This is a genomic window from Bacillus atrophaeus (assembly GCF_001584335.1).
Taxonomy (GTDB): domain Bacteria; phylum Bacillota; class Bacilli; order Bacillales; family Bacillaceae; genus Bacillus; species Bacillus atrophaeus.
The window spans coordinates 1-15,044 of sequence record NZ_LSBB01000003.1 but is presented as its reverse complement, the minus strand read 5'-3'; the positions used below and the strand labels follow the sequence as shown (position 1 = coordinate 15,044).

The 15,044-nt window shown below is 47.1% G+C and carries 13 protein-coding genes; 7 read left to right on the top strand and 6 right to left on the bottom strand.

The features are described 5' to 3' along the window. Window positions 1-579, bottom strand: a complete 579-nt coding sequence (locus tag AXI57_RS06050; RefSeq protein ID WP_004430206.1) for a non-oxidative hydroxyarylic acid decarboxylases subunit B — start codon at window positions 577-579, stop codon at window positions 1-3. Between the two features lie 128 nt (window positions 580-707). Here AXI57_RS06050 and AXI57_RS06045 point away from each other — a divergent pair, with 128 nt between their 5' ends. The 6 genes from AXI57_RS06045 to AXI57_RS06020 all read left to right on the top strand — a co-directional run bounded on the left by AXI57_RS06045 (window position 708) and on the right by AXI57_RS06020 (window position 5,590). Then, a complete protein-coding gene (locus AXI57_RS06045) occupies window positions 708-1,580 on the top strand; it encodes a LysR family transcriptional regulator (RefSeq protein WP_061669555.1) in 873 nt (290 codons plus the stop codon). Window positions 1,581-1,708: 128 nt separating this feature from the next. Further along, complete coding sequence (gene tcyA, locus AXI57_RS06040) at window positions 1,709-2,515, top strand: cystine ABC transporter substrate-binding lipoprotein TcyA (protein ID WP_061669554.1); 807 nt, start codon at window positions 1,709-1,711, stop codon at window positions 2,513-2,515. Beyond that, window positions 2,502-3,206, top strand: coding sequence for an amino acid ABC transporter permease (locus AXI57_RS06035; protein WP_004430194.1), 705 nt, complete (start codon window positions 2,502-2,504; stop codon window positions 3,204-3,206). The genes tcyA and AXI57_RS06035 overlap by 14 nt, the downstream gene beginning before the upstream one ends. Before the next feature lie 12 nt (window positions 3,207-3,218). After that, window positions 3,219-3,962, top strand: a complete 744-nt coding sequence (locus AXI57_RS06030) for an amino acid ABC transporter ATP-binding protein (RefSeq protein WP_061669553.1) — start codon at window positions 3,219-3,221, stop codon at window positions 3,960-3,962. A gap of 137 nt (window positions 3,963-4,099) precedes the next feature. Then, window positions 4,100-4,747 (top strand): YczE/YyaS/YitT family protein, encoded by a 648-nt coding sequence (locus tag AXI57_RS06025; protein ID WP_035175258.1) that lies wholly within the window; start codon window positions 4,100-4,102, stop codon window positions 4,745-4,747. 168 nt (window positions 4,748-4,915) lie between these two features. Beyond that, entirely contained in the window at window positions 4,916-5,590 is a 675-nt protein-coding gene (locus AXI57_RS06020; protein WP_061669552.1) for a 4'-phosphopantetheinyl transferase family protein, read from the top strand. On the opposite strand, the gene AXI57_RS06015 is transcribed toward AXI57_RS06020, so the two are convergent. Further along, window positions 5,585-6,913: an aminotransferase-like domain-containing protein gene (locus AXI57_RS06015; protein ID WP_061669551.1), complete on the bottom strand. Its 1,329-nt coding sequence runs from the start codon at window positions 6,911-6,913 to the stop codon at window positions 5,585-5,587. The genes AXI57_RS06020 and AXI57_RS06015 overlap by 6 nt on opposite strands. Before the next feature lie 121 nt (window positions 6,914-7,034). On the opposite strand from AXI57_RS06015, the gene AXI57_RS06010 reads away from it, so the two are divergent. Next, window positions 7,035-7,958, top strand: coding sequence for a DMT family transporter (locus AXI57_RS06010; protein WP_061669550.1), 924 nt, complete (start codon window positions 7,035-7,037; stop codon window positions 7,956-7,958). 18 nt (window positions 7,959-7,976) lie between these two features. Here the strand turns inward: AXI57_RS06010 and AXI57_RS06005 are convergent, their stop codons facing one another. The 4 genes from AXI57_RS06005 to AXI57_RS05990 all read right to left on the bottom strand — a co-directional run. Then, on the bottom strand, window positions 7,977-8,342 hold the full coding sequence (locus AXI57_RS06005; protein ID WP_004430170.1) for a VOC family protein: 366 nt from the start codon (window positions 8,340-8,342) through the stop codon (window positions 7,977-7,979). Between the two features lie 93 nt (window positions 8,343-8,435). Further along, complete coding sequence (gene srfAD, locus AXI57_RS06000) at window positions 8,436-9,170, bottom strand: surfactin biosynthesis thioesterase SrfAD (RefSeq protein WP_061669549.1); 735 nt, start codon at window positions 9,168-9,170, stop codon at window positions 8,436-8,438. A 27-nt stretch (window positions 9,171-9,197) separates the two neighbouring features. Next, a complete protein-coding gene (locus tag AXI57_RS05995; RefSeq protein WP_061669548.1) occupies window positions 9,198-13,028 on the bottom strand; it encodes a non-ribosomal peptide synthetase in 3,831 nt (1,276 codons plus the stop codon). Window positions 13,029-13,046: 18 nt separating this feature from the next. Beyond that, window positions 13,047-15,044 (bottom strand): condensation domain-containing protein (locus AXI57_RS05990; RefSeq protein WP_238380165.1); only part of this gene is annotated, 1,998 nt, incomplete at its 5' end.

Below are 15,044 nucleotides of genomic sequence, written 5' to 3'. Positions count from 1 at the left end.
TCAAGCTCCTCCTTTTTCTTTTTCAATTCCATTCCAGCGTTTTGCCTCAGGAAGGCGAATGCCGAATTGATCCAGCGTTCTGAATACAATATGGTCCACCATTTCATCCAGACTTGCCGGCTGATTATAAAAAGCCGGCATTGGCGGAAGAATAATGGTTCCCATCTTTGTTAATGCGAGCATATTCTCTAAATGAATCTGGTTAAGCGGCGTTTCTCTCGTCAGCAGGACAAGCTTTTTTCTCTCTTTCAGCATGACATCTGCAGCCCGGGTCAACAGATTGTCCGCCATCCCCGTGCGAATGCTTGCGAGCGACTTCATACTGCACGGGGCGACGATCATGCCGTCCGTTTGAAAAGACCCGCTTGAAATGGCAGCCGCCTGATCCTTATGAGAGTACGTATATGAGGCAAGCTCTTCAACTTCTTTTAAGCTATAACCTGTTTCATGTTTGATTGTGACATGAGCCCAAGGAGAAACGACAAGGTGAGTTTCCGCTCCTGCGGCCTTCAGCCATTCTAAAAGCCTGACTCCGAAAATAGCCCCTGTAGCTCCGGTCATCCCGACAACGAGTTTCAATATGGCCCCTCCCTTACGCTTGAATTATGTCTTCAAATCCATCATACTCCTGATATATCCATATGAAAAATATTCATTAAATCTATATACAATACCTTAAAGGTATAGAAAAAAAGGAGGAGTCCATATTGGATATCCGTCAGTTACGATACTTCGTGACAATCGCTCAAGAACAGAAAATCACGTCAGCCGCAAAAAAACTTCATATGGCGCAGCCGCCGTTAAGCAGACAGCTCAAACAACTGGAGGAGGAACTGGGAGTCATTCTTTTCGACCGCAATAAAAAAAAGCAAATGACTCTGACATACGAGGGAACCGTTTTTTTAAAAAGGGCAAAAGACATTTTGAACAAGTTTGAAGACGCCGTCATTGAGGTACAGGAGCTAAAAGAGGAAGTCGCGGGAACACTGGCAGTCGGTTCCACCATTTACTGCGCAGCTCTGATGCTGGAAAAAGTGACGCAGATTAAGGAAGCATATCCCCACCTCACCTTTAACATCTGGGAGAATGAACCGGTGATGCTGTTAGAATTGTTGGAATCACGGCAAATCGACGCGGCCGTTACCACCACCCTCCTGAAAAGCGACAGTATCCAAACAAAGAAGCTCGAAGACATTCCGTGTGTCTTCATCATGTCAGAAGCAGCGGACAACACTTGCGGTGACACGATCAATATGGAAGACATCGCTTCGTTTCCGCTCATCCTTCTGCGGACTGTAAATGGGAGGGGCGTGTATGATCAAGTCATTAATGAGTTTAAACGGCTGGATCTGGAGCCGAGGATTGTTTGTGAATGCCACGATTCGGCGACTTTGCTCAGTCTGGTGTCATCAGGCTTCGGGGCAACCATTCTGCCTCTTACCATGATACCGCTTCATATGAGAAACCATATTCATACGGTACATATTGAGGACAACCCGTTCATCATGACCCCCGCCGTCATGTGGAGAAAGGACAGTTATCTGCCAAAACCGGTCCAGCAATTTTTGAATTTATTTTGATGTGACGGGACATTTTTTTCTTTCATGAAAACCAATTACTTGACTCATACTAAAAAAAAGTTATGCTTTACATTTGTGAGCTATATTTTTTTAACTCAATAAAATTAATCAGAAAAGTGGGGAATAGGATGAAAAAGGCATTTTTCGCTTTATGTATGATGGTTAGCTTTGCGGTTCTCGCGGCTTGCGGATCATCAAGTGACAACGGGTCGAAAGATAACCCAAAAGACAGCGATCTTTGGGCTTCTATTAAAGAAAAAGGAGTCCTTACGGTCGGGACGGAAGGGACATATGAGCCTTTCACCTATCATGATAAAAAAACGGATAAACTGACTGGTTATGACGTGGAGGTAATCACGGAAGCCGCCAAACGTCTCGGTCTGAAAGCCGAATTCAAGGAAACTCAATGGGACAGCATGTTTGCAGGTTTAAACTCCAAACGGTTTGACGTCATCGCCAACCAAGTCGGCAAAACGGACCGTGAAGGCAAATATGATTTCTCAGATAAATACACAACGTCTAATGCAGTTGTCGTGACTAAGAAAAACAACAAAGACATTACATCTGAAGCAGATGTCAAAGGAAAAACATCCGCTCAATCATTAACAAGCAACTATAATCAATTAGCGGAAAAAGCCGGGGCAAAGGTTGAGGGCATCGAAGGCATGGCCCAGGCATTTCAGTTAATTCAGCAGGGCCGTGTCGATATGACGTACAACGATAAGCTTGCAGTGCTGAACTACTTGAAAACATCAGGCAACAAAAATTTAAAAATCGCGTTTGAAACAGGCGATCCGCAAGATACGTTCTTTGCTTTCCGTAAAGGAAGCGGCGAGCTCACAGACCAAGTGAACAAAGCATTAAAAGAAATGAAAGAGGACGGGACTCTTTCTAAGATCTCTAAAAAATGGTTTGGCGAAGATGTTACTGAATAATCTGCCTGAAATGACACTTGGGACAGCAATTCCTTGGGACCTTGTGGAGCAGTCATTCTGGCCGATACTTTCCGGGGGAATCTATTATACGATTCCCCTTACCATTCTTTCTTTTATTTTCGGAATGATCATCGCGCTTGTGACGGCGCTTGCCAGAATGTCAAAGATAACACCATTGAGATGGGTGTTCGGCGTGTACGTTTCCGCGGTGCGCGGCACCCCTCTTCTCGTTCAATTGTTTATCATTTTTTATATGTTCCCAGCGTTCAATATTACATTGGACCCGTTCCCAAGCGCAATTATCGCTTTTTCATTAAACGTCGGCGCTTATGCTTCTGAAATTATCCGGGCATCTATTTTATCCGTGCCGAAAGGTCAGTGGGAAGCCGGCTATACAATCGGCATGACCCATCAAAAAACACTGTTCCGCGTCATTTTGCCGCAAGCGTTTCGCGTGTCGATCCCGCCTTTATCAAATACATTTATCAGCTTGATCAAGGATACATCGCTTGCTTCTCAGATCTTGGTTGTGGAACTGTTCAGAAAAGCGCAGGAAATCGGGGCGCGCAACCTTGACCAAATCTTGGTCATTTATATTGAAGCCGCCTTTATTTACTGGATCATCTGCTCTTTGCTTTCCCTCGCCCAGCATCTGATTGAACGGCGGCTCGATCGCTATGTGGCCAAATAAGGAGGTTTCCGTATGCTGACTGTCAACGGATTAAATAAATCATTCGGTCAAAATGAAATTTTAAAAAAGATAGATATGAAGATAGAAAAGGGGAAAGTCATCGCCATCCTGGGGCCGTCCGGTTCAGGAAAAACGACGCTTCTCCGCTGTCTGAACGCTTTGGAAATCCCCAACCGCGGCGAGCTGGCGTTTGATGATTTCTCTATCAATTTTAACGGCAAAGTGAAACAGTCTGATCTTCTGCGGCTGCGCCGGAAATCCGGCATGGTTTTTCAGGCGTATCACCTGTTCCCGCACCGCACCGCTCTTGAGAATGTCATGGAAGGCCCCATCCAAGTGCAAAAACGTGACAAAGCAACAGTTAGAAAAGAAGCGATACAGCTTCTTGAAAAAGTAGGCTTGGGGGACAAAATGGACTTGTACCCGTTCCAGCTTTCAGGCGGGCAGCAGCAACGTGTCGGCATCGCCCGCGCGCTTGCGATTCAGCCGGAGCTGATGCTGTTTGACGAACCGACATCAGCGCTTGATCCCGAGCTTGTCGGCGAGGTGCTGAAGGTCATTAAAGACTTAGCCAATGAAGGCTGGACGATGGTTGTCGTCACCCATGAAATCAAATTCGCTCAAGAAGTGGCGGATGAAGTCATCTTTATCGACGGCGGCGTCATCGTGGAACAAGGACCGCCGAGCCAGATCTTCTCCGCTCCGAAAGAAGAACGGACACAGCGGTTTTTAAACCGGATTTTAAATCCGCTGTAAATAAACGTGTAAACAGGTGCGCCGTAAAGGCGCCCTGTTTTTTTATGATAGGCCCCCTGACGCAAAGCCTATTTCACCCGTTTTTAATCTATGCTACAATGGCAATCGAGTGATTGATCAGAAAGAAGGGAAAACGTGTGAAGCGAGAATTTGTTTTGCGCTGGGCATTTTATTTTATCGGTTTGCTGATTTTGTCTTTTGGCATATCACTTACGATTGAAGGAAAAGCTCTCGGCATCAGCCCATGGGATGCCTTTCATTACGGGCTGTTCCAGCGTTTTGGGCTTACGATCGGCCAATGGGCGATTATCATCGGTGCGATCATCGTGTGTTTAACCTCTGTATTTACGAAAGCATTACCTAAAATCGGCGCGATTCTGAATATGGTGCTGATTGGCATTTTTATAGATTTCTTCAACATCCTCCTGCCCGAACCGTCTACTTATACGGCATCAGTGATTGTCTTCTCTCTCGGCGTGCTGCTGATCGGATATGGCGTCGGTGTATATGTATCGGCGGGGCTGGGAGCGGGTCCGCGAGATTCGCTTATGATGCTCATCTCGGAAAAAACAGGCTGGAATGTGCAATGGGTCCGAAACGGAATTGAATTAACCATTTTGGCCGTCGCTTGGGGAATGGGCGGACCGATCGGCATCGGAACCATCATCACAGCCATACTGACCGGATTAATTTTACGATTTTCCCTCCCGCAGTCCACGCAGCTCTTGCGTTATATGCTGATGAAACGGGTTGAAAAGGTGTCTCAGACCGGCACTTCATTATAAAAAGCTGTTATCGATTTTTGGTAACAGCTTTTTTATTATCCATCCTTCCACATGTAGATGATCGCGTTTGCGCCTTACCTTGTAACTGCCCAGCTATTTTTTTATTCTTTAAAGTAAAAAGAAGTGATAGGATAGTTTTAACAATCATTTGCAGACGGAGGATAGAGTATGAAGATCTATGGAATTTGTATGGAGCGCCCGCTGAAGCAGCACGAGACGGATAGGCTGATGTCTTTTGTGTCGGCAGAAAAACGGGAAAAATGCGGCCGATTTTATCATGAAGAGGACGCACACCGCACGCTGCTTGGCGATGTGCTTGTCCGCTCTGTCATCAGTGAGGAATATGGGGTGAATAAAGAGGACATTGACTTTTTCACACAGGAGTACGGGAAGCCGTACGCACCGGCTTTCCCCGATATCGACTTTAACATTTCCCATTCCGGCCGCTGGGTGATTTGCGCCATTGATGCAGAGCCGATCGGCGCTGATATTGAAAAAATGAAACCCATCAGCTTGGATATCGCTAAGCGCTTCTTTTCGGAAACTGAGTACAGAGATCTTTTATCAACACACAAGGATGAGCAAATCTCTTATTTTTATCATTTGTGGTCGATGAAAGAGAGTTTTATTAAACAGGCCGGGAAAGGCTTGTCACTGCCGCTTGACTCTTTTTCAGTCCGTTTGCGCCAAGACGGACGTGTATCGGTGGAGCTCCCGGAAAACCATAAGCCTTGCTTTATCAAAACGTATGACATTGACCCGGACTACAAAATGGCGGTATGCGCGGCTCATTCGCGTTTCCCTGAAAGTGTCGTGATGAAAACGTATGAAGAGCTGCTATAGGCTGTTCATGATCAGCTTGATACCGTGTTCGATCTCTTCTTTCTTTACGTTGGAGATATTGATTTTCAGCAGATTTTCTTTCGGAAAGGACAAAAGATAATGGCGGTCAATCGGCTCGAGGAGCACGCCCTGCTTCTTCATCCGCTGAATGACCCGCGAGGCCGGCAGCTCCTTATTCAGTACAAGGTGAGTATGGATACAAGGAGCCTGGCCGTCTGAATAGGTAAACCGTCCGTTTTGTCCGTGGGTTTGAATCGCTTCATGTAGCAGCAAGGATCTTTCCGTATAGGATTCTCTGATTTTCTCCCTGTGCCTCCGGAACATGCCGCTTTTCACATAGACCTCCAGCGCCGCCTGAGAGATCATCGAACAGTCAATGTCGTTCAGCCTTTTATACGTATTGAAGGTATCAATCAGCGCATCCGGTAAAACGGCGGCTCCCACACGAAGGCCGGGAAAAATCATTTTCGAAAAGCTCTTTACATAAATGACCCGTGAAGCCAAGTCGTAGGCGTGCAGCGGGTCTGCTTTTTTGTTATCATCCAAATCCCCCAAGTAATCATCCTCAACAAGATAGACGTCATATTTCTCAGCAAGTCTCACCAGTTCTTTTTTATCCGCTTCTGCCAGTGAGCTTCCAAGCGGATTATGAAAGCGAGGCATCGTATAAAAAAATTTGATCGATTCCGTTTTAAACAGCCGTTCTATCTCCGCCAAATCAAGTCCCTGCGCCGTTCTTTTCACGCCGACCGCGGGTATGCGAAGCGCTTCAATCTGTTCAATCATCAAATGGTAGCCCGGCTGTTCAACGGCAACCTTCTCTTTTCCATTCGGGAATGGCATCGCACAAAGCAGTGATAATGCCTGCTGGACGCCTGATGTAATGAAAATATGCCGCTCCTCTGCGAAAACCTGATGGTCCGCAAACAGCTTCTGAAGGACGAGAATCAGCGACGGAAGGCCCTTTGGTGTTCCGTAAATAAATAAATCGTTTTTATATGTATCAATCGCTTTATTGATGCAATGCTGAAAATCCCGATATGGAAAAATATCCGGGTCCGGCGCTGAAGTCGCAAAGTCAATCGTACCCGAATGGCCGCTTTTCAGTTTTCCTGTCTTTTTCACAATGTAATAGCCGCTTTTCGGCACGGAATAGATGAGATGACGCTTTTCAAGCTCCTGCAGCGCGCGGATGACGGTGCTTTTACTGACACGATAGCGATCGGACAGCTGCCGGATAGACGGCAGCCTGTCTCCCTCTTGATATGCGCTGCTTTGCATCATCTCTTCTACTTTCGTCAAGAGACTCATATACTTCTCCATTCGTTCTCCCCCTGTTTTGTACCGGTACAGTTCATTGTTTTTCTCATTGTATCGTTCCTATCCTCCTCATACAATAAAAGGGAGCGGCCGGCGCTACTTTTTTATCTAAAGGAGAAACTATATGCACGTTTCAGATCGTCATACGTCAGCTTACATCGCTGCTATTTTAAATGCATTGATTATTGGCTGTTCTTTTCTATTTGTTAAAATCGCACTTCAATCGGCCAATCCGTTTGATATACTGGCTCATCGCTTCACGCTGTCTTTCGCGGCAGCATCAATTCCAGTTTTATTCGGATGGATTAAGCTGTCGATCAGCTTGAAGGATGTGCTCTCCATTTTGCCGCTGGCTCTGTTATATCCGGCTTTATTTTTTAGCTTTCAGGCATTTGGACTCGTTTACTCCTCATCATCTGAAGCTGGAATTATTCAGGCGGCTATTCCCATTTTCACGATGGTGTTTGCGGCTTATTTTCTAAAGGAACGTCCGTCGCGGATCCAAAAAGGGTTTACGTGTTTATCAGTGGCGGGTGTGATTGTCATTTTTGCAATGAAAGGCGTTCAGGTTGAATCAGCCAGTTTAAAAGGCTCCGTGTTGATTTTGCTGTCAGCACTTTCGTCCGCAGCTTATAACACGGCAGCAAGAAGAATGACACAGCGTTTCAGACTGATGGAACTGACATACTTGATGTCTGCAATCGGATTTTTGACCTTTAACGGCATCGCTCTTATACAGCACGGAGCGGCCGGGACCATCAGCCAATATTTCGCTCCGTTTCGTGAGACAGATTTTATCTTCTCTATGATCTATTTGGGCATCCTGTCTTCTTTGGTTACATCGTATCTGTCAAATTACGCGCTGTCACAGATCGAGGCGTTTAAAATGAGCGCCTTCAACAATTTATCTACACTTGTCACGATGCTTGCAGGTGTTGCTGTTCTGCACGAAACACTCGCATTCTATCATGTGATTGGCGCGCTCTGCATTATCATCGGCGTCCTTGGCAGCAATGCCGCTATACGCAAAAGAAAAGGACAGCGCTGACCGCGTCTGTCCTTTTCCTTATTTCATATAATTCAGCACCCAGCAAATGCCGTTTTTGTTGTCAGTGACCTGTCCGTGAATCGCGTTGAAAAACGTATCCTGCAATTCAACCGTCACCTCTCCGTCCTGAAGCAGCGAATCGTACGTCTCCCTGATTTCCTCCTCACTCTCAAGCTGAAGTATGATTTTCACGTTTTCAGCTTTTGGGATTCTGCCGAACGTATCAGAAAAATGAATCAGACTGCTTCCGAGATGAAGTTCGGCATGCATGATTTTCCCTTCGTGTTTGTTGAGTATTTTAATATCCCCGCCGAAGATGCTTTGATAATACTCGACGGATTCCTTACAGTTATCCACTACTACAAACGGGCTTGCGCTTTTCATCATGTACCCTCCGTTTTTGTTTTTATACTGTCATTATGCCCAAGCGGCAGGGAAAAGTAAAACAAGCGGACAGAGGTATTGTCCGCTTGTTTTTTATTTATGAGAAACGGCCGGATTGCAGTGATTCAGGATAGAAAAAATCTCTTCTGCCACCTTTTCAGTCTCAGACAGTAAAAACATATGTCCGCCGTCAAATTCATGATAAGCCGGATTTTGGGCCCATTGATTCCAGCCGCGCGCATCTCTCATGCATTTTTCATCCTTACGGCCGTTAAAAATATGGACAGGTGACTGAAGCTGCCCCAGATCACGGGGTTCAAACCGTTCGAGCGCCCGGTAATCAGACCTGAAGGAAGGGAGGAAAAATGACATGACTTCCTTATTTTCAGCAAGTTCTGCCGGCATACCGCCCAACTCCATAATATGCTCAAGAAACGCCTCATCTTCAAGGTGTGAGACCTTTTTCCGCTTCACATTCGGAGGCTGAATCGCAGAAATAATCACCGCCTGCGGAAAGATGCCTTCGCGTTCCAATTTTTGCGCAAGCCTGAAGGCGATCATGCCGCCCATGCTGTGTCCGAACAGCACAAAGGGCCGATCAGGACGGAGATTCAATTCTTGCTTGTACAACTGGACAAGCTCCTCCAAATCCTCAATGGCAGACGTCTGATTGGTGCCATGTCCGGGCGGCTCAGCAGCCAGCATTTCACACTCTCCCTGCAAATAGGCATGGAGAGGGCGAAATGATGCCGAGTAGCCTCCGGCAAACGGGAAACAAATGAGCTGTGTTTTTTCTGATGTATCAAACGATCTGAAGAGTTGACTCATTGTCGTCTCCCCCTTTCATCAATTCATTTATGAGAGCTTGATTGTTTCTTCACTTAGAAATTCGAGCAAAATCTCGGCATTCCTATCAAGACTTTTTCCTTGCAGCATTTCCGCATGTGTTCCCGCACCTCTTTTGACACGGTAAGATCCTTTTGTGGCTTCTTCCCATGATTGAAGCCACTCAGGCATTTCAAAATCAGTATCAGATGTAAGCAAATCAATATCTGCTTTTATCTGCCCCGTGCTGATCAGGTTGACGAAGTATGAGTAGAAAGCGTGTGTTTTTTTCTTTAAGCCTTGCTTGACGGCTTCGTTGTGAAGCGCCTCATTGTCTCGGTTTACATTCATAAGCGCTTCGACATCGTTTTCTACTGTGCGGCCGTCCAGGTCACTAACACCCTGTTTCTTATAGGAATCCACCATGACCAGCCTCTCAACGCTGCGTCCTTGTTCTTCGAGTTTTTTGGCTGTCTCAAATGCCAAGCTGCAGCCTGCCGAATAGCCGAACAGTGTAACAGGTCCTTCCGGCTGAAGCTCATGGATCATTGCGGCATAACGATCAAGCCGGTCTTCATCCTCAATGAAATCGAAGGCGCATATTTTGTAAGCTTGCAAGTGCTTGGCTAGGTTTTGATACATTAAGCCATAACCCAATACCGGCGGGAATGCGAAAATGGTTTGATCCTGATCCGCATTCATGACCGTAACGTCCTGTAGTCCAGTTGAGTTTCCGTTTTTCAGATAGTCTGAAATGCCGGCAATCGTCGGCGCTTCAAACAAAAGCTTAACCGGCAGCTCGATTCCGAGTTCTTTCTTGATGCGGGAAGCGGCTGTCATCGCTTTTAAGGAATGGCCTCCAAGTGTGAAGAAATCATCATGGATGCCGATTTTGGTTTTGCCGAGGACATCACACCAGATTCGGCAGATCATGTCTTCGGTTTGGTTTCGCGGTCCGATCCATTCGTCTCCGGCTGACAGATCAGCCTCTGCTTTAGGCAGCAGGCGTCTGTTCACTTTCCCGTTTGGCGTGAGCGGCAGCTGATCCAGGAATGTAAACGACTGCGGCACCATGTACGCCGGAAGCTGCTTACTGATAAAGGCTTGAATCTCCTTGGAAGAAGCTTGTGTTTCGCACACAAGGTATGCGTTGATTGAAGCGTCGCCTGTTTCAGTTCTGTCCACGACGACAACAGCGTCTTTTACTTCCTCGTGTTCCTGAAGCTGCTTTTCAATTTCTTCAAGCTCGATTCTGTGTCCGCGGATCTTAACTTGGTCATCTATCCGCCCCGCAAACTCAATCGTTCCGTCCGGCAGCCAGCGCGCTAAGTCGCCGGTGCGGTACAGCCTTTCTCCGGGCTTGAAAGGATGCTGGATAAATTTCTGCTTTGTCAGTTCCTCGCGGTTAAGGTACCCTTTTGACACGCCCATTCCGCTCAAGCATAATTCACCGACTGCCCCAAATGGCTGAAGCTGGCTGGTTTCTGTTAAGATGTATGCTTCTGTTTCATTAAGCGGTTTGCCGATTGGAATCGCGGACATTGATTCCGGAACTTCCTGAACCTGATGAGCAGTGGCAAAGACCGTAACCTCTGTCGGTCCGTATACATGAATCAGTTTATGAGGACCCATGGTTTGCAAGGCTTTGCGAACATGGGCGGCCGACGCACGTTCTCCGCCGAATAATACATGCCGTATCCCCTTCATCCACTCTTGTCCAGCATCGACAAGCAGATTAAATAAAGCGGTCGTGACGAACATGACGCTGATATTCTCATCTCGGATGAGCGCCATCAGTCTGTCTGTGTTCAAAATAGTTTCCTGTTCAGCAATGACAAGTCTGCCGCCATTCAGGAGCGCCGCGTAAAGGTCAAAGGTAAATCCGTCAAATGCATAATTGGAAAGCGATAAAATCGTATCACGCTCAGAAAGCGCAATATAATTCGTCTGTTTTACAACCCTTTGAATATTGGCATGAGTTGTGATATTCCCCTTCGGTTTTCCGGTTGTTCCCGAGGTGTACATGATATACGCAGGATCATCCGGTTCACCAGCTTCATCCGGATCAGCGCCGGACTCTTCAAAACGGCTAGTATCGTCAATGTACACAACCTCTCCCTTGTATGGAAGCTGACCGGCCTCATTCTGAAGCGGCAGATGGGTTAACAGACAGTTCGCTCCGCTGTCCTCAAGCATATAAGCGATCCGGTCTTCCGGATATTCAGGATCTATCGGAAGGTAGGCCCCTCCCGCTTTTAAAATCCCCAGTATGCCGATGACCATCTCAGGCGAACGTTTCGTAAAGAGTGCGGTGACAGACCCTTTGCCGGCTCCACTTTTTCTTAAGCGGTGAGCAAGCCTGTTAGCCTCGGTATTTAATTCGTGATAGGTCAGCGTTATGCCTCCTGCTGTGAGGGCCGGAGCATCCGGCGTGCGCTCCGCGGATTGTGTAAACCATTCTGTCAGTCTTTTTATCTCAGGCTTTTCGGCGGACGGATTCAAGCCCATTAACAAGTGCTGACGTTCTTTTTCTTCAATGATATTGATATGGGCAACAGGTGTATCCGGCTGCTGCACGATTTGCTTGATGGCTGCGAGAAGCTGCGATTTTAAGCGCAAAATAAAGGCTTCATCAAAGACGTTTTCATTGTAGGCCAGTTTGATCAGCATTTCGTCTGCCGGCGATGCCATGAGGTTGAGATCATAGTTTGACTTCTCAAAGACATGGACGTCCTCCATTTCGAAGCCATTTTGGCTGTTTCCATTGCTGTTTGCATCCTGAAGCGGATAATTTTCAAATACGATGATATGGTCAATCAGTTTCGGCTGATCGGCTTGGCTCTGAATATCATAGAGCGGAACGTATTGGTGCGCCTCTGATTGCAATGACTGCTCCTGCAGCGTCTGAAGCAAGCCGTTAAAGGAGATGTCCTCAGTCAGCCTTACCCGTTTTGGCACAACGTTGATAAACAGGCCGACCATATGCTCAACGCCGCTGATCTCTGCGGGCCGCCCTGATACGACGGTTCCGAAGACGAGATCATCTGTCCGCTGATACCGGCCCAGCAAGATGCTCCAGACGGCTTGAAGCGCCGTGCTGAGAGTGGTTCGCTGAGATTTCGCAAGCTCTGTGAAAGCTTTTGTTTCCGCTTCCGGCAATGAAAAGAGCAGCTCGTTCGGTTTATAATCCGCTTTCTCTTTCTTTCTTTGCTCCGCGAAAGTCGTTTGCCCTTCAAAGCCTGACAAGTAATCCGTCCAATACTGAAGTGATGCTTGTTTATTCTGTTTTTCCAGCCATTTGATATATTCCTTGTATGGTTTAACAGGCTTTAGGCTGTAAGGCTTTTTCTCACGCAGGGCGTTGTACACTTGAAACAGATCCTGCACAACGACGCCGAAGCACCAGCCGTCCAGCAAAATGTGGTGATAGCTCCACACCCATTCGAAGCTTGCCTCACCCTTCTTAAAAACAGCCGTGCGCATAGGAATGTCACGTGTTAAATCAAAGCCTTGGCGCTTATCCTGTTCTTTGTATTCATTTATTTTTTGCTCTTGCTCTTTCTCAGATAAATGGGAAAGGTCGATTTCTTCTATCTGAAATGGCCGCTTCTTCAGCACGACCTGAACGGGCCTTTTTACTTTTTCATGAATGAACACGGTACGAAAAATATCGTACCGGTCCATCATCACGTTCATGCTTTGTTCAAGCAGTTTTACTTCAAAGCTGCCCTTGACCTTCATTGTGATTTGTTCAATGTAAAAGCTTTGGCCGGGATTCAAAAGGGTGTGAAACAGCATCCCTTCTTGCATCGGCGATAGATAATACATATCCTGAACCTGATCTTTGCTAAATTGACTCATCTGTTTCGCTCCCGCCTTTTATTTCAAATTCTCCTCAAGCATGTCAAAGATATCTCCCATCTCGTCCATTTCCAGATCTTCCGCGCTAAAGTCGCTCGGTGTGAATTCCTTGTCTTCCTTTTCTGTACAATGGCGGATGAGCAGCAGGAGATGGTCTTTAAAACGTTCCATTAGTTCCTCAACCGTGCTTCTGTCGTATTCCTTTTCATTGTATGAGCAAGAAATGACGAAACGATTATTGCGGACCATACCGCTGAAGCTCAAGGCATAAAGTGCTTCTGACTCCTCGCTTACTTGACGGCCCATATCGTATGAGGACGGCTCGAAAAATTCAGTCTTCACTTCACTGTCAAACTGGCCTAAATAGTTAAAGCTGATGTCAGGAGTGAAGCCTTTTTTCTGCTTAGATTCAGATAGATAGCGGAGAATTCCGTATCCGATGCCTTTATCCGGAACGCGGCGCAAGCCCTCTTTCACCGTTTTGATGACGGCTGAGAGATCGCGTTCTCCTGGCATATCTAATACAACAGGATATTGAGCCGTGAACCATCCGACTGTCCGGGATATATTGACGTTCGGAATAATGTCTTCCCGGCCGTGCCCTTCTAGGTTGATGCCGATTTTTTGCTGCTTTGTCCATTCTTCCATCGTTAAGCCGAGAGCGCTGAGAAGAAGATCGTTGATCTCCGTTCCATACGGGTGGTGAACATCCGTCAGAAGATGTTTCGTCTCTTCCTCAGACAGCTCAGAAATGACAGATGATGTATGTTTCACAAGACGTTTTTCCAATTCGTGATCTTTAGGCACTGGAGAAATGTGCTCGGCGTCAATCTGCTCCCAATAGTCAGACTGCTTTGAAAGCTGCTCTGATTGAGAGAAAGCCAGCAATTCTTCTCCCCAGTCTTTAAAGGAGTTTGTTTTCGGCGGGAAGACAATGTCCTCCTGCTTCTCAGCCTGAAGATAGCCCGATGCAAAGTCTTGTAATAAAATTCTCCATGACACGCCATCGACCGCCAGATGGTGAATGGCGATCAGAAGATGATCTCCTTTTTCCGTGCGGTATTGCTCCGCCTTTACAATCGGCCCGTTATTAATATCAAGACTGCTTTGCAGCCGATCGGCCAGCACCTTGATCTGGCTTTTCAGCATGTCTTCATCAGAACCGTACAGATCCACAATTTCTAAGCTGATCTTGCATTCGTCTATTGTTTGGAATGATTGTATGACATCTCCCTGTTCTTCGCGATAGACCATACGAAGCGCGTCATGATGTTCCGTCAGCGCCTGTAACGTTTTCTCAACCGCTATCGGGTCAAAGCCTTTCGGTGCGTGAAGCATCACCGATTGGTTCCAATGGTGCTGATTCGTAAACTTGCGGTCAAAGAACCAGCGCTGGATCGGCGTTAACATCGCTTCTCCTTCTACCGGGCCTTGATCAGCCTCTTTGCCTTCCGTGCGTTCTACGTAAGACACCAGCTCTTCGATCGTCGGATGCTGGAAGAGATCCTTCATTTCCAGCTTCAAGCCGTGCTGGTTCAGGCGGCTCGCCATTTGAATGCCTTTGATGGAATCGCCGCCAAGCGTGAAGAAGTTGTCGCTTATGCCGATGTCCGGGATACCGAGGACATCCTGCCAAATATTGGCTAACAGCTCTTCCATTTCCGTGGCCGGCGCCTTGTATGCCGCACTTTGCGCTTCAATATCAGGCTGAGGCAGGGCTTTGCGGTCAACCTTTCCGTTGGCGGTCACAGGAAGCTCGTCCATCGTTACCCAGTACGCTGGGATCATGTAGTCCGGCAGTGTGTCTTTTAACGCTGACTTGAGTGATTCGGTATCAGCGTCTTCCGGTGTGACATATGCACATAACGCGGTGTTGCCCGCTTTATCCTTCACCGCAGCCACTGCCGCGTCTTGCACAGCCGAAAGCTGGGCGAGGCGAACCTCAATTTCTGACAGCTCGATCCGGTAGCCGCGCACCTTGACCTGCTGGTCGATCCGGCCGATGTACTCGATGCC

Coding starts and splice junctions, on each gene's coding strand:
- AXI57_RS06010 (WP_061669550.1), top strand. CDS start 7,035: ATGCACGTTTCAGATCGTCATACGTCAGCTTACATCGCTGCTATTTTA.
- AXI57_RS06020 (WP_061669552.1), top strand. CDS start 4,916: ATGAAGATCTATGGAATTTGTATGGAGCGCCCGCTGAAGCAGCACGAG.
- srfAD (WP_061669549.1), bottom strand. CDS start 9,170: ATGAGTCAACTCTTCAGATCGTTTGATACATCAGAAAAAACACAGCTC.
- AXI57_RS06005 (WP_004430170.1), bottom strand. CDS start 8,342: ATGAAAAGCGCAAGCCCGTTTGTAGTAGTGGATAACTGTAAGGAATCC.
- AXI57_RS06035 (WP_004430194.1), top strand. CDS start 2,502: ATGTTACTGAATAATCTGCCTGAAATGACACTTGGGACAGCAATTCCT.
- AXI57_RS05995 (WP_061669548.1), bottom strand. CDS start 13,028: ATGAGTCAATTTAGCAAAGATCAGGTTCAGGATATGTATTATCTATCG.
- AXI57_RS06030 (WP_061669553.1), top strand. CDS start 3,219: ATGCTGACTGTCAACGGATTAAATAAATCATTCGGTCAAAATGAAATT.
- AXI57_RS06015 (WP_061669551.1), bottom strand. CDS start 6,913: ATGGAGAAGTATATGAGTCTCTTGACGAAAGTAGAAGAGATGATGCAA.
- tcyA (WP_061669554.1), top strand. CDS start 1,709: ATGAAAAAGGCATTTTTCGCTTTATGTATGATGGTTAGCTTTGCGGTT.